Origin of the sequence: Acinetobacter haemolyticus (genome assembly GCF_003323815.1) — a bacterium.
Taxonomy (GTDB): Bacteria; Pseudomonadota; Gammaproteobacteria; order Pseudomonadales; family Moraxellaceae; genus Acinetobacter; species Acinetobacter haemolyticus.
In genome coordinates this window covers 385,570-408,461 of sequence record NZ_CP030880.1, presented here as the reverse complement: position 1 = coordinate 408,461, position 22,892 = coordinate 385,570, and the positions used below count along the sequence as shown (strand labels likewise).

Here is a 22,892-nt window from a genome sequence, read left to right as displayed (position 1 = left end):
AATTTCGAAAGGCTCAAAGAGTACTCGAAATTGTCCGATGATGCAACAAGAACGTCTAATTACTCAGCAGCTGCTTCAACGACTTCCACTAAAGTCCAAGCTTTAGTTTTAGAAATTGGGCGGCTTTCTTTGATGGTTACCAAGTCGCCAGTTTTAGCAACATTGTTCTCATCATGAGCGTGTAGTTTAGTTGAACGGCGGATTGATTTGCCATACAACGGGTGTTGAACACGGCGTTCAATAAGTACAACAATAGACTTGTCCATTTTGTCACTTACGACTTTGCCGGTTAACGTGCGGACTGTTTTTTCACTCATTGTCCGTTCCCCTGTTTTTCGGTAAGGAGTGTCTTGATACGAGCAATTGTCTTACGAGCAATTTGCACTTCATGCGATTTGCCTAATTGACCAGTTGCTTTCGCCATACGAAGACGGAATTGGTTAAGCTGTTGCTCATCAAGCAAAGCTTTCAACTCTTCTACCGATTTTTCACGTAGATCTTTAGTTTTCATTACATTACCGTCCGAGTCACGATAGTGGTTTTAAACGGAAGTTTAGCAGCAGCTAAAGCAAAAGCTTCACGCGCTAACTCATCGTTAACACCTTCAATTTCGTACAGGATCTTACCTGGTTGGATCTGACAAACCCAATATTCCACGCTACCTTTACCTTTACCCATACGAACTTCTAATGGTTTTTCGGTAATTGGCTTGTCCGGGAATACGCGGATGAAGATTTTACCACCACGCTTAATACGACGGCTGATGGTACGACGGCAAGCTTCAATCTGACGCGCAGTCATACGACCACGTTCAGTTGCTTTAATTGCAATCGAACCAAATGATACTGTACTACCACGATGCGCTAGACCAGTGTTACGGCCTTTGTGCACTTTACGGAATTTGGTACGTTTAGGTTGCAACATGGATTATTCTCCCTTGTCAGCAGCACGGTCACCGCGACGACCACGACGCTCTTGACCTTCACCACGTCCACGACCACGTTTAGCTGGACGCTCTTCAGCAGGAGCAGGGTTCATGACTTGTTTCATGCCACCTAAAATCTCGCCACGGAAAATCCAAACTTTAACACCGATCGTACCGTAAGTTGTTTCTGCACGCATAGTTGCATAGTCGATGTCAGCACGAAGTGTATGCAAAGGTACACGACCTTCACGATACCATTCAGTACGAGCAATCTCTGCACCACCTAAACGGCCAGAAACTTCAACTTTGATACCTTTCGCGCCAGCACGCATTGTGTTTTGTACCGCACGCTTCATAGCACGACGGAACATAACACGCTTTTCTAATTGTGAAGCAATTGCTTCAGCAACTAAACGAGCATCTAGGTCTGGGCGATCGATTTCGTTGATGCTAACTTGCGCTGGAACACCCATAATGTTGGTGAGTTCGCGCTGTAATTTTTCAATGTCTTCGCCTTTCTTACCGATTACGATACCTGGACGTGCAGTGCTAATTGTTACTTTAGCAGCACCAGTAGGACGTTCAATAAGAATATTGCTGATCATCGCATTCTTAAGTTTTTTAGTTAAAAACTCACGAACTTGAAGATCTTTAAGCAAGTATTCAGCGTATTGTTTCGGACTCGCATACCAGTTAGCGTTATGGCGTTTCACAACACCCAGGCGGATACCGATTGGATGAACCTTCTGACCCATATCAAACCCCTACCTTAACGGTGATGTGACAAGTACGCTTAGTAATACGATCTGCACGGCCTTTAGCACGTGGCATAATACGTTTAAGGCTCATGCCTTCATCAACGTAAATCGTAGTTACTTTAAGATCGTCAACATCTAAGCTGTTATTGTGTTCAGCATTCGCGATTGCAGATTCAAGTGCTTTTTTAACGAGCACAGCTGCTTTCTTGTTGCTGAAGTTTAAAATGTCTAGCGCGCGTGCAACCGATTTACCACGAATCAAATCAGCAACTAAACGTGCCTTCTGTGCCGAGATAGCGGCACCGCGTAATTTAGCAGTTACTTCCATCATAGCACCTATTAACGTTTAGACTTCTTATCAACACCGTGACCACGATAGGTACGAGTTGGCGCGAATTCACCTAGTTTATGACCAACCATGTGTTCAGTAACAATTACTGGAACGTGGTTACGACCATTGTGAACAGAAATTGTTAAACCAACAAAGTCTGGAAGGATCATTGAACGACGAGACCAAGTCTTGATCGGCTTACGGTTGTTTGCTGCAATAGCCGCTTCAACCTTAGCGAACAAGTGCGCGTCGACGAATGGACCTTTTTTTAATGAACGAGGCATTAGTCAGATTCCTTTACTTGACGCGACGGTCGCGAATAATCATCTTAGTCGTACGCTTATTGGTACGTGTCTTGTACCCTTTAGCTTTTTGACCCCATGGACTTACAGGTTGAATACCTTTACTACGTCCTTCACCACCACCGTGTGGATGGTCAACTGGGTTCATCGCCATACCACGAACGGTAGGACGAACACCGCGCCAGCGCGAAGCACCAGCTTTACCCAATGAACGAAGGTTGCTTTCTTGGTTAGAAACTTCACCAATTACAGCACGACATTCAACATGGACTTTACGCATTTCACCAGAACGTAAACGAACGATAGCGTAAGAACCATCACGACCTAACAACTGAACTGAAGTACCAGCAGAACGCGCTAATTGAGCACCTTTACCGATTTTGAGTTCAAGGTTATGAAGTGTAGAACCAATAGGCATGTTACGAAGTGGTAAGCAGTTACCTGGACGAATTGGAGCATCGTTACCAGATTGAACTTTATCACCCGCACGTAAACCTTTAGGAGCAATGATATAACGACGTTCACCGTCAGCATATTTCAATAAAGCAATATGAGCTGTACGGTTAGGATCGTACTCAATGCGCTCTACAGTCGCTGGAATACCATCTTTATTACGTTTAAAGTCAACAATACGATAGTGTTGTTTATGACCACCACCTACATGACGTGTAGTGATGTGACCATTGTTATTACGACCACCAGTACGTTTTTTAGCTTCTACCAACGGTGCATAAGGTGCGCCTTTGTGAAGATGGCTATGAACCACTTTCTCTACAAAGCGACGTCCTGGAGACGTTGGCTTACATTTTTGAATTGGCATAATTTTCGTCCTTATTCCGCTGCGTTTTCAGCGGTATCGCCCAAGTCAGCCATTTCTACATCTTGGCCAGCTTTCAGGGTGACGTATGCTTTTTTCACATCAGAACGACGTCCTAATGTTTTACCAAAGCGTTTTGTTTTACCTTTAGTGATCGTTGTATTAATTTTTACAACTTCAACACCGAAGAGCTGTTCAACTGCTTTTTTGATTTCAAGTTTGTTTGCATTTAATGCAACTTTGAACACTTGAACACCAGCAGTATCACCTAAAACTTGTGCTTTTTCTGAGAATACTGGTCCTAATAGGACTTGATAGATACGTTCGTTGTTCATCCGAGTTCTACCTCAATTTTCTTAGCAGCAGCTACAGACATTACAACTTTATCAAATGCGATCAAGCTAACAGGATCAATAGCAGTAGCATCAACCACATCAACGTGTGGAAGGTTGCGAGCTGCGAGATACAAGTTCTCATCTACAGCATCTGTAATGATCAATGCGCGAGTTGCATTCAAGTCGGTAAGTTTTGCAAGCAATTCTTTAGTTTTTGGAGCCGCAACAGCAAACTCTTCAACTAATACAAGGCGATCTTGGCGAACAAGTTCAGCTAAGATACATTGCATTGCACCGCGATACATCTTACGGTTTACTTTTTGAGACCAATCTTGTGGACGAGCAGCAAAAGTTTTACCACCACCAACCCAGATCGGGCTACGAATAGAACCCGCACGAGCGCGACCAGTACCTTTTTGACGGAATGGTTTTTTACCACCGCCAGAAACATCTGCACGTGATTTGTGAGCACGAGTACCTTGACGACCACCAGCTAAATAAGCTGTAACAACTTGGTGTACAAGAGCTTCGTTAAATTCACGTCCGAAAGCAACTTCAGACAATTCAACAGCAGAGCCGGAAACAGTTTTTAAATTCACAGTATTTCCCCTCAGGCCTTGATGGTAGGACGCACGATAACGTCGCCGCCAGTTGAACCAGGAATAGCACCTTTAACAACTAAAACAGAACGTTCAGCGTCAATAGATACAATTTCAAGACCTTGAACTGTTACGCGTTCATCACCTAAGTGACCAGCCATTTTCTTGCCTTTGAACACGCGACCAGGTGTTTGGTTTTGACCTGTAGAACCTAATACACGGTGAGATACAGAGTTACCATGAGTAGCATCTTGCGTACGGAAATTCCAACGCTTAACACCACCTTGGAAGCCCTTACCTTTTGATTGTCCAGTTACGTCAACAATTTGACCAACTGTGAACAAATCAACACCGATAGAACCACCAACTTCACGACCTTCAAGCTCAGCTTCAGTAACACGGAACTCTTTAACTAAACGACCAGCAGCAACACCCGCTTTAGCGAAGTGACCTTTCTGAGCGTTCGTTACGCGCGATTCGCGACGTTCACCAGTAGTTACTTGAATTGCTTGATAACCATCAGTTTCAAGTGTTTTGATTTGCGTAATGCGGTTTGGATCGACTTCGATAACTGTAACAGGTACAGATACACCAGCATCCGTAAAGACGCGAGTCATACCACATTTGCGACCGACTAAACCAATAGCCATGTGCATAAACCTCTAAAAAAGCGGCCTAATTAACTTAGAGTTAATTAACCGAAAGCCTTAACCCAAAGCGATCTGAACATCAACACCAGCAGCAAGATCCAACTTCATCAATGCATCAACAGTTTTATCTGTTGGTTGAACGATATCGATCAAACGTTTATAAGTGCGGATTTCATACTGATCACGAGCGTCTTTGTTGACGTGTGGTGAAGTAAGAACGTTGAAGCGTTCGATGCGAGTAGGCATCGGGATTGGACCACACACTTGTGCGCCAGTACGCTTAGCGGTTTCTACGATCTCTTGAGCAGATTGATCAATCAGACGATGATCAAAAGACTTCAAACGGATACGAATTCTCTGGTTAGACATACCAGTAAACTCCAAGCCAAATATATAAAGAATCACCCATGACGCACCTCACCTTTTTGGTAAGTGTCAAGGGCAGTGAAAATCACTATGGTCGTGATCGATGCCACGACTGTAATGCGTTAACTACTTTCTTCGTAGAAAACGCCCTCCTTTTGAGGGTCGCCCATTATAGCGATTGTTTAAGTCTTATGCAATTCCTGTTTTTTATTTTTTATAATTTTATCCTCTTTAAACACCTACAACATATTCTATCGCTCGATTCAACAACTGATTACCTTGTTCGAATCTACTTTTTAGTGTCCTTTTTAGCTCCGATATGGGTTGAACGTACTCGCCATCAAAAATTGCCATTTCTTCTTCATTTTCAATCAACAACTCCAATGCATGTGGTGTCATTTCTGGATGAAATTGAAAACCAAGCACATTGCGTCCAATTTGATACATTTGGTTTCGACAAACTTTATTTTCTGCCAAATGTACTGCCCCCTTCGGGATTTCAAAAGTTTCACTATGCCACTGTAAGATATTGATCCGCTCAGGAAATTGGAAGCATGTTTCTGGAATATGTGAAGCACGCCCAACATCCATCCAACCTAGTTCCTGATGAGGATTACGGCTTACTGCAGCACCTAAAGCATTTGCAATCAACTGCCCACCTAAGCATAAACCAATGGCGGGTTTTCCTGCTGCCAAATAGCGGCGTAACCAGCGTTTTTCCAGCCTCAACCAAGGATAGTTCGCTTCATCATTTACACTCATGGTTCCCCCCATGATAATGAGCAAGTCCACCTCATCCACACGCGGCAACGCCTCTAGCTCAAGCGGCAAATCTACAGGCAAAGCAAAAAACTCAGTGGCTGTGATTTTTGCTTTATGTGCCTTTAGAAATTCATAACAACTTCCAAAACCCTCACCGGCGATGTGCTGAAAATAATGCACTCTTAAATGCGACTTCATGCGCTAAAACCTATTATCGTTAGAATGATAATAATTCTTAGCAAAAATAACGCCAGTTTTATTCCAAAGCATGATGCCCGTACCGATTCTGTACAAAAGCTGCAAATTACTGGCAGATAGATCACTTTTATCTTAACCTAGATCATCATATCGTTTTGATTTTGCCCCATGACTACACATAAAAATAGACAAACGCTTCTTATTCATGCACCACGCCAAGCCCCTCAATACATTGAAACCATACAACCTCCCCTATTTCGTGCATCCACCATCATTTTCCAGTCAACAGCGCACCTTTTTGATCGTCACTGGACCGATGCCTATGACTATAGTTATGGCACACATGGCACCCCCACAACATTCACTCTAGCCGATAATATTGCTCAGATTGAAGGGGGGCGATATTGCTTACTTGCACCGAGTGGTCTATCCGCGATTAATCTCGTGAATAGTGCAATATTAAGCAAGGGAGATGAAGTCTGGGTCGCTGATAATATTTATGGCCCTAATTTAGAACATTTAAGAAATCTGCAAGAACGCTACGGCATCATTGTTAGCATTTACAATCCAATTGATGCTGACAGTTTCCAACCGACAGAGAAAACCAAGCTAATTTGGCTAGAAGCAGCAGGTTCAGTTACCTTAGAATTTCCCGATCTAAAAAAATTAGTTAAAAAAGCCCAAAAAGCCAATGTGCTGACCGCACTGGATAATACTTGGGGGGCGGGCCTTGCATTTAATGCTTTTGATTTTTCAGATGAACACCTTTCAGTTGATATCACTGTTCATGCTTTAACCAAATATCCAAGTGGTGGTGGCGACATATTAATGGGTTCAGTGGTGACACGTGATCAAGCTTTACATCACAAATTGTTCCGTATGCATGCCATTCAAGGCATTTCTGTTTCAGCTGATGACACTGCTCAAATTCAACGTAGTTTGGCACACATGTCCTTTAGATATGACCAACAAGCACAAAATGCGCTTACTTTAATGAACTGGTTAAAGCAACAACCTCAATTCGCCCAAGTACTCCATCCAAGGCTTCCAGACTCTGCTGGCCATGCATTTTGGAAACAAATTTGTACCACAGGCAAAAGTGCAGGTCTTGTCAGTGTCATCTTTAAGCCTGAATATGATCTCGCTGCGATTCGGAAATTTTGCGACCACTTACAACTATTCAAACTTGGATTTAGTTGGGGAGGTCCTGTGAGCCTAGTAATGCTATATGACTTAAAAACAATGCGTTCACTCAAGAATACACATTTACAACAAGGATTATTGGTCCGCTTCTGTATTGGACTAGAACATGCTGAGGATTTAATTCAAGATATTCAAAATGCATTAAAACAACTGGAATGAAATCAAGAATAGGTGAAGAATGAATACACCCATCGTTATTGCTAAAAAAACCACAGATACCACACAAGATATTGTTCTACATTCTAAATTTGCCAACAGACACGGATTGATTGCAGGTGCAACAGGAACAGGTAAAACCGTTACCTTAAAAGTACTGGCAGAAAGTTTTTCTCGCCTTGGTGTGCCTGTATTTCTTGCTGATGCTAAAGGTGATGTCTCGAGTCTCGCCAAGGCAGGTTCGAGCAATCCCAAATTTGAAGAACGCCTTAGTCTACTCAAAATCAGCGATATCCCTTTTGCAGCATCACCTGTCATTTTTTGGGATTTATTTGGTGAGCAAGGTCATCCTATTCGTACCACCATTTCTGAGATTGGACCCTTATTATTAGCCAGAATGCTCAATCTCAATGACACACAAGAAGGTGTGCTTTCAGCAGTTTTCCGAATCGCAGATGATCAAGGTTTATTATTAATTGATTTTAAAGATTTAAAATCGATGTTGAGCTATGTCAGTGAAAATGCTTCGGCACTCAAAGCTGAATATGGCAACCTCTCTCCCGCAAGTCTTGGTGCCATTCAACGCAATTTACTAGCACTAGGTGATCAAGGTGGCGAACAATTCTTTGGCGAACCGAGTCTCAACATTTTAGACTTTATTCAGACCGATACCAACGGTCACGGCTATATCAACATTTTAGCTGCGGATAAGTTAATGAACACCCCGAAGCTATATGCCACATTCCTGCTTTGGATGATGTCAGAACTGTTTGAACAGCTCCCAGAAGTGGGTGACATGGACAAACCCAAATTGGTATTCTTCTTTGATGAAGCACATTTACTGTTTGATAATGCCAGTCCAGCTTTGCAACAAAAGATTGAACAAGTAGTTCGTTTGATCCGCTCTAAAGGTGTCGGAATTTATTTCATTACTCAGAATCCACTGGATCTACCAGAGAGTGTACTTGGACAATTAGGTAATCGCGTACAACATGCTTTACGTGCATTCACGCCAAAAGATCAAAAAGCGGTCAAAACAGCTGCGGATACATTCCGTGCCAATCCAGAGTTTAAAGTTGATCAAGCGATTACCGAGCTTGCTGTAGGTGAAGCACTCGTGAGTTGCCTCGACGAGCAAGGAACACCACAAATTGTTGAGCGCGGCTGGGTGATGCCACCTTACTCATCCTTTAGCCCAATTACACCGGAAGAACGTCAAGTTATCATTGCACAGAGTATTGTTGCAGGTATTTACGATCAAGCCGTTGACCGAGACAGCGCGTATGAAATGCTACAAAAGAAAGTCTTGCAACTATCTCAACAAAAAGAAGCCGATGCCTTGGCAAAACAACAGGAAAAAGAACAAGACGCTTTAGCCAAACAACAAGCCAGAGAACAAGAACGTTTTGCACGTGAGCAACAACGAGCCGCTGAAAAAGCACAACGCGATCGAGAAAAACTCACACAAGACATTGTAGGGACTTTTGCGAAAAGTGCTGCACGTAGTCTAGGGGGAAGCTCAGGACAAAAGATTGTCAGAGGTTTACTTGGATCTTTATTTGGTAAATAACAACCACATCTGCTTATAAATTAAGGGATAATAAATTATCCCTTAATTTTTTTATGGCTTTTATCATAAGATGTATTGCAAATACATTTTATAAGATGTATTTTAAATATATCTTATAAAATGATAGCCAAGAGAGATCAAACATGACTCCGCAGCAAATTGAACTCGTAAAAGCAACCGTCCCTGTTCTTCGTGAAAATGGCGTGGCACTCACTGGTTATTTTTATAACCGCATGTTAGGGAACAATCCTGACTTAAAAGAAACCTTCAATATGGGTCATCAACGTAGTGGTGCTCAAGCTCAAGCACTTGCAGGTGCCGTTCTCGCTTATGCAGAAAATATTGAAGATCCATCAGTATTGCTGCCAGTAGTTGAATTGATTGCGCATAAACATGTCAGCCTCAATATTCAAGCACCTGATTACAGCATTGTGGGCGAAAACCTGCTGCACTCGATCAGTGAGGTCTTGAGTATCTCTATGGATGATCCACTCATTGATGCATGGGCTGCGGCATACGGGCAATTGGCTGATTTATTTATCAGCACAGAAAAAGCGATTTATGATCAACACCAGCAAACAAAGGGGAGCTGGCTAGGTTGGCGTAATTTTAAAATCGCTAAAAAAGTAATTGAAAGCGATGAAATTACCTCGTTCTATTTAGCTCCTGTCGATGGTGGTGATTTACCCAAATATGAAGCAGGTCAATACATCTCTGTGCGGGTATTTGTACCTGAGCTAGGGTTAAGACAACCACGTCAATACACATTATCAACCTCACCTCAAGCTGACTATTTAAGAATTTCAGTCAAACGTGAAGATGAAAAAGAAAATTTAGCTGCGGGCTGGGTGTCCAATACACTACACAGCTTAGCCGAAGGCTCACAAATTGAAGTGTCAGCACCTACAGGCAACTTCTATCTGATTGATCATACAAAACGTAATGTATTTATTAGTGGGGGTGTCGGCTTAACTCCAATGATTGCGATGTTAAATCAACTTGTTACCTTAGATATGCCACAGCCTGTGAGCTTTATTCACGCATGTCGTAGTAGCCAAGTACATGCAATGAAAAAGCATATTCATGATCTTAAAGATAAGTATCCCCGTCTTAGTACGTTTACAGCTTATGAATTTCCACATGACGGCGATGTATTAGGTTTTGATTATGATAATGCTGGGCGTTTAGACCTCAGCAATGTAGATGCGGCTTTATTACCTAGTAATGCAGATTATTACTTATGCGGCCCTATGCCATTTATGGCGGAACAACATAAAGCTTTAATCGCACGCGGTGTTCCTGCCCAGAACATTCACAGTGAAGCTTTTGGTACAGGTGGGGTCAAACTCAGCTAATCGACACTGCATTTTGCACAGGGCTAGTCTATGATAGACTAGCCCTTTGTATTTAAAGCAATAGATTGAGTGAAATCCAATGCAACTCAATAAGTTTACTGATTATGCGCTGAGAATTTTAATGTATGTCGCTCGTCCGAGTGATGTACCTTATACAATCGCAGATATTGCAAAAGACTTACATGTCTCCCAAAACCATTTGGTTAAAGTGGTTCATTTTATGGGAAAGCAACAGTGGATTGTCACGATTCGTGGTAAAGGAGGCGGTCTTCGCCTCAATCCTGAAGCAAAAAGTCTTAAACTCGGTGAGATCGTACGCACTCTGCAAGGTCATCAACAAATTGTTGAATGCAATACCCCACCCTGTGTTTTACGTTCACATTGCGGGCTCAAAGGAATTTTAGACCAAGCTTTAGAAAGTTTTTATCAAAGTCTAAATCAATATACGCTTGGTGAGGTCATACAGCACGGCATTCTTCCATCTTCGAAGCATTCAAATATTGAGTTTCTAGAACTCATTCAAAAAGCATAACCATCAGATTCGCACGATTGACTGACATCCTTTATAATAGCTTTGCTATTTCAATTCAAAAGTAAGCTTCTATGCGTCAGCGTCAACAATCCAAAGACACCAAAGCCAAACTCGCACCCAAACAAAAAATCAGTTATGAAAAAAAGACTGATCCTGCATTGACTGAATATGCGGTACAGTCTTTGAATTGGCTACGTCAAGCTGAGTTTTTAATGAGTGCGCCAAAACTGGCTTTGTGCGTAGAAGATACGGGATATGAAATTGCATTCGCAGGACGCTCAAATGCAGGTAAATCTAGCGCGATCAACGCACTGACCAATAAAAAGCAATTAGCACGCGCCTCTAAAAAACCGGGTCGTACACAAATGATCAACTTTTTTAGTTTAGGCAACCCAGATCAACGCCTTGTGGATTTACCGGGTTATGGTTATGCAGCCGTGCCTGAATCGATGAAAATTGTGTGGCAAAAAGAACTCGAAAACTATTTAATCCATCGCAAAAGCCTACAAGGTCTAGTCTTATTGATGGATATTCGCCATCCTTTACAGCACTTTGATTTGATGATGCTGGAATGGGCTCATTCTCGTCATTTATTTGTGCATATTCTTTTAACCAAAGCGGACAAACTGAATCGTGGTCCAGCCAATAAAACCCTACTTGATGTAAAACAACAATTGAAGAAAATGAAATTAGATTTCTCGATTCAACTGTTTTCATCTCTGAATCGGATTGGTTTAGAAGAGCTCGCCAGTGTTATGGCAGGACGCTTAAATTACACCCTCGATCAACCCACTGAATTTGACCTTGATCAGATTCCTGAAGCCTCAGAAACAGACGCTGAAGAGTAAATTGCGCTTTTCATGCAACTTGATGCATAAAATAATTTTTAATTGTCCTGTATTGCTAAACACAAACACTAGGGAGTTTTCATATACTGCTTAGTGTTGGTTCATTGCACTATCGATTAGGACTAAACGATGAAATTACTATCATTTGTGAAGAACAAAGTTCTTGGTTCTTCGATTGACTATAAAATTCTCCCACGCAAAGTAAAATTTGACTGGGAGAAAACACCGGTAGACTGGATTCCAAACCAACCTTTTGCAAGTTATTTTATTAATGAAATTAATAACATATTACCTGCTGGTGAATTTTGGTTTTGCCGATTGTACAATAAAGTACTCCCGCAAATTACTGATGAAAAATTAAAGCAAGATGTCCAAGCTTTTATTCGTCAAGAAGCGATGCACGCTGTGGCACACACTTCTGCAAACAAGGAATATCTAAGCCAGCGCAATATAGATATTCAACGTAACTTAGATATTATGGACTTCCTTTTCACCAAAGCGCTTGCAGACAAGCCTTTTGATAAAGAAGTGCCACAGTTTCTAGAGCATCAATGGGATTTATTCCGTTTAGGTGTCATTGCAACTGTCGAACATATGACTTGTGTACTGGGTAAATATGCACTTTACAATAAACGTTGGGAAGAATTAGGCGCAGACCCTGAGATGATCGATCTCATCAAATGGCATGGCTCTGAAGAGATCGAACACCGTACTGTTGCATTTGATCTTTATCGCCATTTAGGCGGTGGCTATATTGCTCGTTATTATCTCAGTGTTGCGGTGATTATCGGCGTACTGGGTTTATGGGTAGATGGCGCAGCGCATATCATGAGCCAAGATCCTCGCTTTGCGGATAAAAAACCAAGTTTATTTAAACCTTGGATCTGGATTGAATGGTATAAACAAGGCCGCAAAGATGATCAAATCCTCCCAAATCCAATTTGGCTCGTTGCACAACAAATTGATTACCTCATGCCGTGGTATGATCCTGTCAAAGAAGGAAATACCCAAGATGCGGTCAACTATTTAAACAACTCACCTGCTGCGAAACGCGCTTTACAACAAGCAGCTTAAAACAAATTATTGTTTCCTTATACAAAAAAACCCCTCATCCTAGGATGAGGGGTTTTTCACAATCAACAGATATAATTAGAAACGATAGCGAACACCAGCTTCAAACGAACGTTCAGGACCTACGTAGATACCTTGACGTAAGCTCGCAATATAGCGCTTATCTTCTAAATTCTTTATTGCACCATAGAACTCAACTTGATCATTGAGTGTATAGCGAGAGGTTAAGTCAACGGTTGTATAAGCATCAATCTTTCCAGTAAAGAAACCTGATGTATTTTCTGCGATCGGCTTAGTATTGAGTTCATCAGTGAATTGTGAACCCATATAATTTGCGCTCAGTTGAGTACGTAAGCCAGCATAAGTATAACCAAAGCCTAAATTGGCGACCCATTCCGGCGTATAAGGTACACGATCACCATCTTTTGATTTAAGCGTGCCATTTTTATTAAAACGGTCACCCTTAAATTCAGCATCGGCAACCCAAGTCACATTAGCAAACATATCAAAACCGTTTTCTAACTCAACATTAATCGCACCCTCAAGACCTTGGTTAAAAGTCTTACCACCATTAGTTGTTTGGAAATCAGAATTACTGTTCGCAGGGATGATTTGATTGTCAAAATCCATTCGGAAGGCAGTCAACTCATATTTAAAGATATCTTGCTGCCCTCTTAAACCGAACTCCCAACTAACTGCCGTTTCTGCATCCAGTTTTTGATCTTTCATACCACTGAGGGAGTCGCCATTCAAAGCAGGAGAAAATGCTTTGTATACACTACCATAGAGCTGTACTGCAGGAACTAATTGGAAAGTAAGTCCCAGACCAGGCATCACTTCAGTATTTGAAGTTTTGACTGTTTCATTCTTTTTCTTATCTAAACGCTCTTGTTCATAACGTTCAATACGCAAACCAGGTGTTACTGATAGTTGATCCGTTATATCCAAACGATTCTGTGCATATAATGCAACACTTTTTGCTGAATCTTTAGTGTCTTTACTAACACTACCTGTACGTGGCATTGCGCGTGTTGCATCAATAGTAATGTCATCCATTTTTTCATTCATCAAGCGTAGACCAACTTCAGCCTCACTTGGAATATTAAATAGCGCATGTTTTGCCACCAAGCGAGTTTCAGCACCAATACGTTCAAAAGCACGGTTATTGCCACGCAAATCCCAATTATCTTGACCACCTTTTTCATTACCACGTGTTCCTGGTCCATTACGGTAATTCCATCGCCCATCATCAGTAATTGGGTTAATTTTATCAACCTCATAACGCCAGTAGTCACGGTTCATTTCACTCCAATACACTAAGGTTTGAAGTTCTGTATCCGCATTGATGTTCCAACGATGGTTAATATCGAATGAATTTCGTTCGGTCAAGAACCAATCATCTGGTGCTGGATTATTCTTTTTCTTGGCATGATATTCACCCAAGAACAGCCCACGATATGAAATGTTGGCATCATTTTCATAATGGGTAAATTTAACGCCTAACCATTGATTATCACCAATCGCCGTGCCTGCTTTGATCACAGCGTCTTTCATTTCATAGCCTTTGTCCATGAAACCATCACTTTTCGCCCAACTTAAAATTGCGCCAAAATTGCTGTCTTTATTTGGAGAACTACCACCAAGCTCAACCGTTGTTTTATAGGTTTCCCAAGATCCAATCGATACATCCACCAAAGCGCCATCTTTGGGTTGCTTGGTACGATAGTTAATTACACCACCGATATTCGATGGTCCATAACGTAATGCCGAAGAACCTTTTAGTACTTCAATACTATCCATGCGCTGTACACGTGGATTGTAATAACGGCCATTTCCAACAAACAAGCCTGGTGCAACAGGTACACCGTCTTCTAAAATTAAGGTTTTATAATCCTGTGAACTAATACCGCGCATACCAATATTTGCGACAACAGCCGATTCTTCCTCAGGTTTCACATATACGCCAGAAACACGCTTTAAGATGTCCTCTGTCGATGTTGGAACAAACTGCTGAATCTGCTCTTGATCCACAATCACAGCCGCGCCAGGAATTTTTGAAACTGCATCATCTTGTGAGCCGATTACCTGAATAGTTGGTAGTACTACAGTTTTTCGATCTTGCTCAGTTGCAGCATGCAACATAGGCGCGAAACTACCAAATAATAAGCCACTCATCACGATTGGATTTTTTAGAAAAGAACGGTTTTTCATAGCTTCCCCCGAAGCAGCAAAAAGATGGATCATCTTTTCCAACCCAAAAACTAGTAAGTGGTTAAAAAAGACACCAAACAAAAACAGACAAATGATAGTGCAAACAAGAACGATTATCCATAAAATATTAATAATTTAGAAATAAATCACTTTATTTTCATTAATTTAATTTTAATTAAACCTATTTTATTAAATTAATATTCACACACTTTATTGTTTTAAATCTGCCTATTAGAAAATTTAATGATTATTTTTTAATTTACTTTTCAACCATTTCACATAAATATATCTACTATATTGGTGTGCCAATTTTTTAGTTAAGAAATAAAACTGATGCAAATTCTGCATCAGCTTACCCTTGATCTGTTGTGGACTCCGATGCGTGTCGATCCACAACAACACTAATCATCATATCCCCCTGAACATTGACCACAGTACGTACCGTATCTAATAAACGATCAATTGGTAATAATATGGCAATCGCTTCCGCAGGTAAGCCAACAGACTGAAGCACCATAATCATGGTGACCATCCCCGCGCTCGGAATTCCTGGCGCACCTAAAGATGCAATAATTGCCACCAAGCACACAATAATTTGCTGCGTAATAGATAAATCTAGCCCCATTAAGTTCGCAATAAATAAGGCTGCTGCTGCCTCATAAAGTGCAGTTCCATCCATATTCAGCTGCGTCCCCAAAGGGATTACAAAACCTGCGGTTTGTGGCCGAACACCTAGATTTTCCTGCGCACATTTTAAACTTAATGGCATTGTTGCCGAACTAGAACTGGTGGCAAAAGCAGTCACTAACGCCGTTCTGGCCCCACGAAAGAACGTGATCGGATCCATGCGTCCAAAAACCCATAGCAAAAGTGGTAATACCACAAGACCATGAAAAATTGTCGTCCCTGTCACCACCGCAGCAAACTCAGCTAAGCGGCTCAAGACAGAAAGATCCTCTGTCACGATCAGCTTCGCCAACAGAGCGAAAATACCAATCGGAGCAAGTTTCATCACCCACCCAACCAGCATCATCATTATTTCAAAAAACTGCTGAAAACTATTCCGTACCAGTGCGAAACGTTCTCCCCCTTGTACCAAGGCCACACCTAAAAATAAAGCAAATACTACAACAGCCAATACATTCCCTTCACTAAATGCTTTGAATGGATTGATTAAGGTGTTTTGGACAAAATTGCTTAGAAAACTCGAAGGAGTCAAAGTATCAGGGCTTTGATGACTCTGCATATCCGCTTGAAAAAGCTGAATATCAACACCTTTACCCACATCAAAGAGATGAGCACATCCTATGCCTAAAATGAGCGCTAGTGTGGTCGTTGTAATGGAACATAATGCCGTGATCTTCCAAACACGACCAAATTGTCCACCTGCTTGTAGATTAGATACGCCCACAACAATTGAACTAAAAATCAAAGGAATCAATAACATTTTCAAAAGACCAATGAAAATGCTGCTTAAAATTCCTAAGCCATAAAGACTATGCTCTACAAATGCTGTTTCAGGGAAGGCGTTTAACAGGAAGCCAAACACTACGCCTAAAATGGCTGCAAATAAGATCTGGGTATTTAAATTCATTATCGGTATGAAAGCATTTTAACTTTCCAGTACTATCGCATGCTCAAACATAACAATCGAGCAATTTTTTGTCACATTGTCCCGTCCTGAAATAGATTGACAGTATTTCATTTAAAACCGAGTTAAGCAATTAGCTCGGTTTTTGCTTTCTCATACATCTGATTAGGAGTAATCATATTTAAACTTAAATGCGGTCTGTAGCAATTATAAATCACTATAGATTCCGAAATTAAATGGTCTAACTCCTCCATCGTTTTACATCGTGTAGTTAAGAACTCCTGTTTGAGTATGCCATTGATTCGCTCTGCTAAAGCATTTTGGTAACAGTCTCCTCCATCTGTCATCGAGGGACTTATACCGTAATGCTGTAGTGCCGATTGATATAATTCAGATCAATATTGAGAACCTCTATCTGAATGATGAATCAGGGTTGTTGCTCTATCTTTTATAGACTTCATTGCCATTTGTAAGGCTTGTACAACATTCTCTGCCCGCATATCACTTGATAACTTATAACCTTTAATTTGTCGGGTATAGGCATCTGTCACAAGTGATAGATAATGCACACCCTCTGCACTTTCAACATAGGTAATATCACTAACAAAGACTTCATTTGCCCGTATTGGATAATAATCCTTTAATAAATTAGGATGTTTCTTCATCCAGTGTTTGCTATCTGTAGTTTTGGTATAGCGACGTTTAGGGCGTATCAATAAATCATTCTCTTTTAATACCTTAAATAACTGATCTCGACCAAACTTCAGTCCTTGTTCTAGCAATTTTGGTTTGATCAGCCAATAGAGTTTACGCGTACCGATACTTGGCATCAAATAACGATACCCCATAACCAATTCAAGTACTTGCTGAGTTTCCTGAGCTTTGATTTGAGCACGTTTTTCTGATTGATAGTAAGCCTGTCGGGTGATTCCAACCCACTCACAATAACGTGAGACATTTAGTCTTCTTTGGGCTTGCCAATCTTTGAAACGTGCTCGGTATACTTTTTTCCAAGATCACTCCCACATTCTTTGTCTATGTGATAAATCACATCTTGGATAAATTCAGTTTTTAGCTTTTCTGCGGCTAATTGTTTTTCCAACTGGCGAATGCGTTGTTGAGGGGTGAGTTGGCGTTTTGAAGTGGAAGGCATAGCTTTAGAAGTCCAATCTTGTTGTCCGTACTTACGTAACCATGTAAGCACAGTTGATCTTCTTTGAATACCATATTTTGCTTGAGCTTGTTTATAAGTGATTTGCCCTTTTTCTACCTCATGGACAATCAGCATTTTAAAGGCAAAACTGTAATCTCGTTGTGTTCGTTTAACTCGTTGTTCTTTTTCATATTCCATAAAATAAGCCTCTTAAGGTGTAAACTTATTTCAGGACGGGACACATTTGCATCTTAAAAAAGCCATCATAATGATGGCTTTAATCTAATTTAATCGTTACTGCGTTTCAATTTCTCTGAGCCGAATCAAACCTTCTTGAACCGTGCTACAAACCAGCTGACCATTTTGCCACATACGACCAAAATTCAGTCCACGTGAACTTGCACTCACGGTTGCTTCCATTTCGTAGAGCATCCACTCATCTGCACGCAAAGGACGATGAAAATAAATCGTATGGTCAATACTTGCACACTGAAGATTTGGAGAAATCCAAGATAAACCATGTGGACGTAATGCTGTGGTCATTAACGTAAAATCAGAATAAAATGCGACAATCGCCTGATGTAACGATATCTCATCAAGATTTTTTGAAATATCACCATGTGTACGAATGTAATGCGCATAAAATGGCGCTTCAGGCTGTGGCTGAAAAGGATTGACAGGCTGAACTGGACGAATCTCAACATGACGTTCACGCATGAAACTTGCTCGAACATTCTCTGGCACGAAGTTGAGCATACTTTCTTTTAATTCATTTTCAGATTTTAAGTTTTCTGGTGCAGGATATTCAGGCTCTTTGTGTTGGTAATTCAATCCTTCTTCTGGATTGGCAAAAGATACCATTGCCGAAAAGATAATACGTCCATGCTGAATAGCACGCACTTGACGACTGGCAAAACTTTTTCCATCTCGAAGAGAATCAACTTCATAAATAATCGGTGCGTCTACATCTCCACCATAGAGAAAATATGCATGAAGCGAATGCGCTGGACGATTGGTCGTATAGGATGCTGCTCTTAATGCTTGCCCCAAAACCTGTCCACCAAACACACGTTTGCCAACCAAATTACGACTATTACCCCGAAAGATATTGGCTTCCAGCCTTTCTAGCGTCAAAAGCTCGACGAGTTCTTGCGTTAACGCATTCATTTAATCACCTTTTTAACAACAATTAGGGAGAGATAATTCAAGCAAAAGCAAGGTCCTAGTGAGAATAAGGACTAGCACGAAACAAGAACAATTATATTAATCGAGATTTATCGATTAATACAGTTAGCACTCAATATAAATGTTTTTCTCAGTATAACTTTATATTTATAACCGCTAAAAATACGTTTTTTAACGATAAAATCTACCAAATACGCTATATTTTGTCAGAAAACAACATACCGTTTTATGTAAGAATACCGCAGAATGTCGTGTTCATGTTTGTGTATTGGACATGGCCTTGTGCTGTTTAGATTGCAGCGCTATGCATTTGCTTAGGGTTATCATTTAGGAGTTTGTAATGTCCAAGACTGGATTTGGTCAAATGTATCGCCAACTTTCGAGTAAGTTACTTGACCTTGTGGTTACACCACATATTCTTGGTGAAGTTCCTGTAGAGTCCACCACAGAACAAAGCACAAACGATGCAAAAAAAGTCGTGTGTTATGTATTACAAAACTACTCTCATAGTAATGCACTGGTGGTCGATGGTGAAACCCGTCGTCTACAACTCAAACCCGCTTTGGATCCTTTGAGTTTTGGCGATTATCAAGAAAAAAATTCTGTTCTTTTTTTACATCAAAATGACAATATTCTTTTTAATACACAAACCTTCCCACCTCGTCTTTTACAACTCATTGAAGCACTCGAAAAAAATCCAGAAATCGAAGTACAACTCATCCCTGTTACTGTGCTATGGGGACGCTCCCCTGATAAAGAAGATTCTTGGTTTAAGCTTTTATTTTCAGACACGTGGGCAACTCCAAGCACTGTAAAACAATTGGTAAATATAGGCTTACATGGTCGCCAATCGTATTTAGAATTCCATGAACCACAATCCTTACGAGAATTGGTTGAGTATGCCAAAACCAATCATCCAAATGTTTCACCAGCTACTTATATTGCAAGCTCACTAGATAGCTACCTCGACCAACAGCGTGAAGTGGTACTCGGCCCAGATTTATCAGATCGTCGTAATGTAATGCAGTCTGTAGTGAAAGCACCTGACGTACAAGATGCGATTCGCCGCGAAAGTATTCAACATAAAATTAGTATGCTCGAAGCAGAGCGACGTGCGATTGGGTATGTAAATGAAATTGTATCAGACTATTCAGCCTCGGCAGTTCGCTTTGCTGATATGGCCTTAACACGATTATGGACACAGCTTTACGATGGTGTAGACGTACATAACTTTAGTACTGTCCGTGAACTTGCCAAAGATTACGAAATTATTTATACCCCATGTCATCGCAGCCATATTGACTATTTATTACTGTCCTACGTGATTTTTAAACGTGGTCTGATGATTCCTTATATTGCAGCCGGTGATAACCTCAATTTACCTTTTGTTGGTCAATTATTACGTGGTGGTGGTGCTTTCTTTATTCGCCGTTCATTCCGCGGAAACGCGCTCTACACCTCTGTGTTTAAAGAATATTTATACAGCATCTTATCTCGCAACACCCCAATCGAGTACTTTATTGAAGGTGGACGTTCACGTACAGGTCGCTTATTACCACCAAAAACAGGCATGTTGGCAATGACCGTACACGGACATTTACGTGGTCGCGCCAAACCGATTGCCTTTGTTCCGACCTATATTGGTTATGAACGTTTAATGGAAGGTTCAACCTATGTTGGTGAAATGCAAGGTAAACCTAAAGAAGCTGAATCCATTTTTGGTATTCTCAAGTCATTGCGAAAAATTGAACGTATCTTTGGTAAAGTACATGTGAACTTCGGTGAGCCTGTATTCTTAGATGATGTATTAAAACAGCACAATGCTGACAAGATTCAAATTGAAAAGAATGATGCGCCAGCACCAATTGAAATTTCTCGCGTTGTCTCTGATTCAGCCAACCGTATCTTAGAAAACATTAACCGCGCAGTAGTGATCAACCCTGTATCGCTATTGTCTTTAATTTTATTGGCGACACCAAAACATACTTTAGATGAAGAAATTTGCGCAAAGCAACTAGATATCTACCGTGACCTTGCTGCTAAACAACCTTATGATCAACGTACCCAAGTGACGTCGTTATCGGGTAAAGAGATTATCGAATATGGCTTAAAACTTAAACTCATCAAACGCGTTCAACATGTCTTAGGCGATATTATTGCGATCGAAGACAATCAAGCCGTATTACTAACGTATTTCCGCAATAACATTTTACATGCCTTTGTCCTACCTTCGTTGGTTGCATCTTTGGTTGAACATAATGGCAAGATTCACAAAACAGATTTAAGCAATGTCATTCGTACCTTATATCCATTCTTAAAAGCTGAATTGTTTATGAAATGGCAGTCATCTGAGTTACAACAGCAGATCGGCGCCTATATCGATGCCTTGTCAGAAATCGGGTTAATTTTCCAAGATCATGATGGCAATCTATTCAGCCCAACACCAAATAGCGAAGAGCATCAAAAACTTCTCACTTTGGCTATGCCAGTAAAACAAAGTTTAGAGCGTTATTACATGACCCTTGCGCTTATTACACAACGTGGCTCTGGCAACATCTCGACCAAACAAGTTGAAGAATTGAGTCATTTATTGGGCCAACGACTCTCTGTACTTTATGAGTTCAACTCACCTGAATTCTTCGATAAATCATTGTTCCAAAGTTTTATCAAGGTACTGACTCAGCAAAACTATATTCGCAACAATGAACAGGGCTTCATTGAATACGATGATAACTTTAGTGAAATGGCGGCAGGTGCTCAACTGGTACTGGATGAGACTACTTTGCAAATGCTGCAACATATCACCACATTTAGTGATGAAGAGCTTGCCGCTGCTTTAGAAGCGATGGCATCACAACAAGCGAAACGACGCTTAAAACGTAAAAAAGCATAGGTACAGTAAAAATAAAACGGCAACTTTGAGTTGCCGTTTTTTATTCATCCCTACTTTCTACATTCTATATATTTGGGTTCATCTAGACATCGTAATCGCCGAATCAGTTCAACCAAATAAGCATCATAATATCCCGATGCAACATAGCGATTGCGAATTCTGGTGACTAATGCATCATAGCCCTGCTTTTCGTAACTCGAAATATCTGCCCAATAATAGGCAGGCAAATGGTTTTCCCACTGCATCGCTTGTGCAGCCAATACATGGCTATTTTTTGCAAACCATGCGCGAATCGTATGACCAAATCCTGTAGGGTAAGCTTGTGGTCTGATTACAATATTGACTGCGAAATATGCAATAGGAAAATTGACCACTTGAGTCGATTCTCCAAATTCTTGTTTCAGGTTATACGGCAAAATACCATAGGCTGGCGAAGCCAAAATATCCATTTTCTTTTGTTTAAATAAATCAATCGCATTTGAGAAGTCCACATACGTAGGTTTTGCCCCAACACTTTGTGCTAGTGCCAACTGCGGAGGGTTATCTACCAAAATGCCGATACTCTTATTCCTAAGCTGTGAAACTTTATTAATCCTTTGGGTATTCATAATCATATAAACCGTACCCACAGGAATCATTCCAACCGCTTCATACTCAGCTTCTCGCATGCGCTTTTCAACATTCGGATTGGTAAATAACTGTAAAAATACACGTGCGGTTCGATTATTGGGAATTAAACCAATGGCGGCAGTACTACCCATAAATCGATTATAACGATAGGTGTTAAAATTTGAGGCAACCAAACCTGAACATTCTTTTTGATCAAATGCTTTAATCGCCTCTTGTTCATTTTTAAACGTTTTAAATTTCAACTGTACTTGGCTTTGCATTGCATGCACACGTACATCTTGCAAACGACGGCTTATATCACCTTGAGTACTTAAAGGATCAAATACACACCATGTCTGCTCTCCAGCCCAACTGATTGTTGCCATCAGACCAAGTAACATCGAACACATTATTTTTTTCATCATTGACCTTCAATGCCTCGCTGCAAACCCTGTGCACAATTCAGGCAGTT

At 40.8% G+C, this 22,892-nt stretch carries 22 protein-coding genes and 2 pseudogenes; 7 read left to right on the top strand and 17 right to left on the bottom strand.

All coding sequences use genetic code 11. The features are described 5' to 3' along the window. Positions 1-59: 59 nt before the first annotated feature. From rpsQ to DS737_RS01875, 12 genes and pseudogenes are all read right to left on the bottom strand, one after another. Positions 60-317 carry a 30S ribosomal protein S17 gene (gene rpsQ / locus DS737_RS01930; protein WP_004641057.1) on the bottom strand — a complete coding sequence of 86 codons (258 nt, stop codon included), beginning with the start codon at positions 315-317 and terminating at the stop codon, positions 60-62. After that, on the bottom strand, positions 314-511 hold the full coding sequence (gene rpmC / locus DS737_RS01925) for a 50S ribosomal protein L29 (protein WP_000849927.1): 198 nt from the start codon (positions 509-511) through the stop codon (positions 314-316). The genes rpsQ and rpmC overlap by 4 nt, the downstream gene beginning before the upstream one ends. Further along, positions 511-924, bottom strand: a complete 414-nt coding sequence (rplP, locus tag DS737_RS01920; protein WP_004641059.1) for a 50S ribosomal protein L16 — start codon at positions 922-924, stop codon at positions 511-513. Before rplP ends, rpmC begins: the two co-directional genes overlap by 1 nt. Beyond that, positions 864-1,680: pseudogene (gene rpsC, locus DS737_RS01915) on the bottom strand (30S ribosomal protein S3). The gene rplP and the pseudogene rpsC overlap by 61 nt, the downstream one beginning before the upstream one ends. Before the next feature lies 1 nt (position 1,681). Further along, positions 1,682-2,011 (bottom strand): 50S ribosomal protein L22, encoded by a 330-nt coding sequence (rplV, locus tag DS737_RS01910; protein ID WP_005086837.1) that lies wholly within the window; start codon positions 2,009-2,011, stop codon positions 1,682-1,684. Positions 2,012-2,022: 11 nt separating this feature from the next. Then, positions 2,023-2,298 (bottom strand): 30S ribosomal protein S19, encoded by a 276-nt coding sequence (gene rpsS / locus DS737_RS01905; protein ID WP_004641066.1) that lies wholly within the window; start codon positions 2,296-2,298, stop codon positions 2,023-2,025. A 13-nt stretch (positions 2,299-2,311) separates the two neighbouring features. After that, the gene (gene rplB, locus DS737_RS01900) at positions 2,312-3,136 is read right to left on the bottom strand and encodes a 50S ribosomal protein L2 (protein WP_004641068.1); all 825 of its coding nucleotides are present in this window, start codon (positions 3,134-3,136) and stop codon (positions 2,312-2,314) included. An 11-nt stretch (positions 3,137-3,147) separates the two neighbouring features. Continuing rightward, complete coding sequence (gene rplW / locus DS737_RS01895) at positions 3,148-3,468, bottom strand: 50S ribosomal protein L23 (RefSeq protein ID WP_004641070.1); 321 nt, start codon at positions 3,466-3,468, stop codon at positions 3,148-3,150. Then, positions 3,465-4,067, bottom strand: a complete 603-nt coding sequence (gene rplD, locus DS737_RS01890) for a 50S ribosomal protein L4 (RefSeq protein ID WP_004641072.1) — start codon at positions 4,065-4,067, stop codon at positions 3,465-3,467. Before rplD ends, rplW begins: the two co-directional genes overlap by 4 nt. 11 nt (positions 4,068-4,078) lie before the next feature. Further along, entirely contained in the window at positions 4,079-4,717 is a 639-nt protein-coding gene (gene rplC, locus DS737_RS01885) for a 50S ribosomal protein L3 (protein WP_005086841.1), read from the bottom strand. A 57-nt stretch (positions 4,718-4,774) separates the two neighbouring features. Continuing rightward, positions 4,775-5,086, bottom strand: a complete 312-nt coding sequence (rpsJ, locus tag DS737_RS01880) for a 30S ribosomal protein S10 (RefSeq protein WP_000070912.1) — start codon at positions 5,084-5,086, stop codon at positions 4,775-4,777. A gap of 228 nt (positions 5,087-5,314) precedes the next feature. After that, positions 5,315-6,043, bottom strand: a complete 729-nt coding sequence (locus DS737_RS01875) for a type 1 glutamine amidotransferase (RefSeq protein WP_004641076.1) — start codon at positions 6,041-6,043, stop codon at positions 5,315-5,317. A 168-nt stretch (positions 6,044-6,211) separates the two neighbouring features. Here DS737_RS01875 and DS737_RS01870 point away from each other — a divergent pair, with 168 nt between their 5' ends. The 6 genes from DS737_RS01870 to DS737_RS01845 all read left to right on the top strand — a co-directional run bounded on the left by DS737_RS01870 (position 6,212) and on the right by DS737_RS01845 (position 12,781). Beyond that, entirely contained in the window at positions 6,212-7,405 is a 1,194-nt protein-coding gene (locus DS737_RS01870) for a PLP-dependent transferase (protein ID WP_113996646.1), read from the top strand. A gap of 19 nt (positions 7,406-7,424) precedes the next feature. After that, positions 7,425-8,972, top strand: a complete 1,548-nt coding sequence (locus tag DS737_RS01865; protein ID WP_005088327.1) for a helicase HerA-like domain-containing protein — start codon at positions 7,425-7,427, stop codon at positions 8,970-8,972. Positions 8,973-9,115: 143 nt separating this feature from the next. Next, a complete protein-coding gene (hmpA, locus tag DS737_RS01860; RefSeq protein ID WP_113996645.1) occupies positions 9,116-10,327 on the top strand; it encodes an NO-inducible flavohemoprotein in 1,212 nt (403 codons plus the stop codon). 79 nt (positions 10,328-10,406) lie between these two features. Further along, on the top strand, positions 10,407-10,859 hold the full coding sequence (locus tag DS737_RS01855) for an RrF2 family transcriptional regulator (protein ID WP_113996644.1): 453 nt from the start codon (positions 10,407-10,409) through the stop codon (positions 10,857-10,859). A gap of 71 nt (positions 10,860-10,930) precedes the next feature. Then, positions 10,931-11,707, top strand: coding sequence for a ribosome biogenesis GTP-binding protein YihA/YsxC (yihA, locus tag DS737_RS01850; RefSeq protein ID WP_004641084.1), 777 nt, complete (start codon positions 10,931-10,933; stop codon positions 11,705-11,707). Between the two features lie 129 nt (positions 11,708-11,836). After that, complete coding sequence (locus DS737_RS01845; RefSeq protein WP_005086849.1) at positions 11,837-12,781, top strand: metal-dependent hydrolase; 945 nt, start codon at positions 11,837-11,839, stop codon at positions 12,779-12,781. Positions 12,782-12,856: 75 nt separating this feature from the next. Here DS737_RS01845 and DS737_RS01840 read toward each other — a convergent pair whose 3' ends face one another. The 4 genes and pseudogenes from DS737_RS01840 to DS737_RS01825 all read right to left on the bottom strand — a co-directional run bounded on the left by DS737_RS01840 (position 12,857) and on the right by DS737_RS01825 (position 18,900). Beyond that, entirely contained in the window at positions 12,857-15,022 is a 2,166-nt protein-coding gene (locus tag DS737_RS01840) for a TonB-dependent receptor family protein (protein ID WP_113996643.1), read from the bottom strand. 319 nt (positions 15,023-15,341) lie between these two features. Beyond that, complete coding sequence (locus DS737_RS01835) at positions 15,342-16,583, bottom strand: dicarboxylate/amino acid:cation symporter (RefSeq protein ID WP_005086853.1); 1,242 nt, start codon at positions 16,581-16,583, stop codon at positions 15,342-15,344. Between the two features lie 122 nt (positions 16,584-16,705). Beyond that, positions 16,706-17,931 (bottom strand): annotated as a pseudogene (locus DS737_RS01830) (IS3 family transposase). Between the two features lie 96 nt (positions 17,932-18,027). Further along, positions 18,028-18,900: an acyl-CoA thioesterase gene (locus DS737_RS01825; protein ID WP_113996642.1), complete on the bottom strand. Its 873-nt coding sequence runs from the start codon at positions 18,898-18,900 to the stop codon at positions 18,028-18,030. A 358-nt stretch (positions 18,901-19,258) separates the two neighbouring features. On the opposite strand from DS737_RS01825, the gene plsB reads away from it, so the two are divergent. Next, entirely contained in the window at positions 19,259-21,811 is a 2,553-nt protein-coding gene (plsB, locus tag DS737_RS01820) for a glycerol-3-phosphate 1-O-acyltransferase PlsB (RefSeq protein ID WP_004641098.1), read from the top strand. Positions 21,812-21,861: 50 nt separating this feature from the next. On the opposite strand, the gene DS737_RS01815 is transcribed toward plsB, so the two are convergent. Next, the gene (locus DS737_RS01815) at positions 21,862-22,842 is read right to left on the bottom strand and encodes a putative solute-binding protein (RefSeq protein ID WP_113996641.1); all 981 of its coding nucleotides are present in this window, start codon (positions 22,840-22,842) and stop codon (positions 21,862-21,864) included. Between the last annotated feature and the right edge of the window lie 50 nt (positions 22,843-22,892).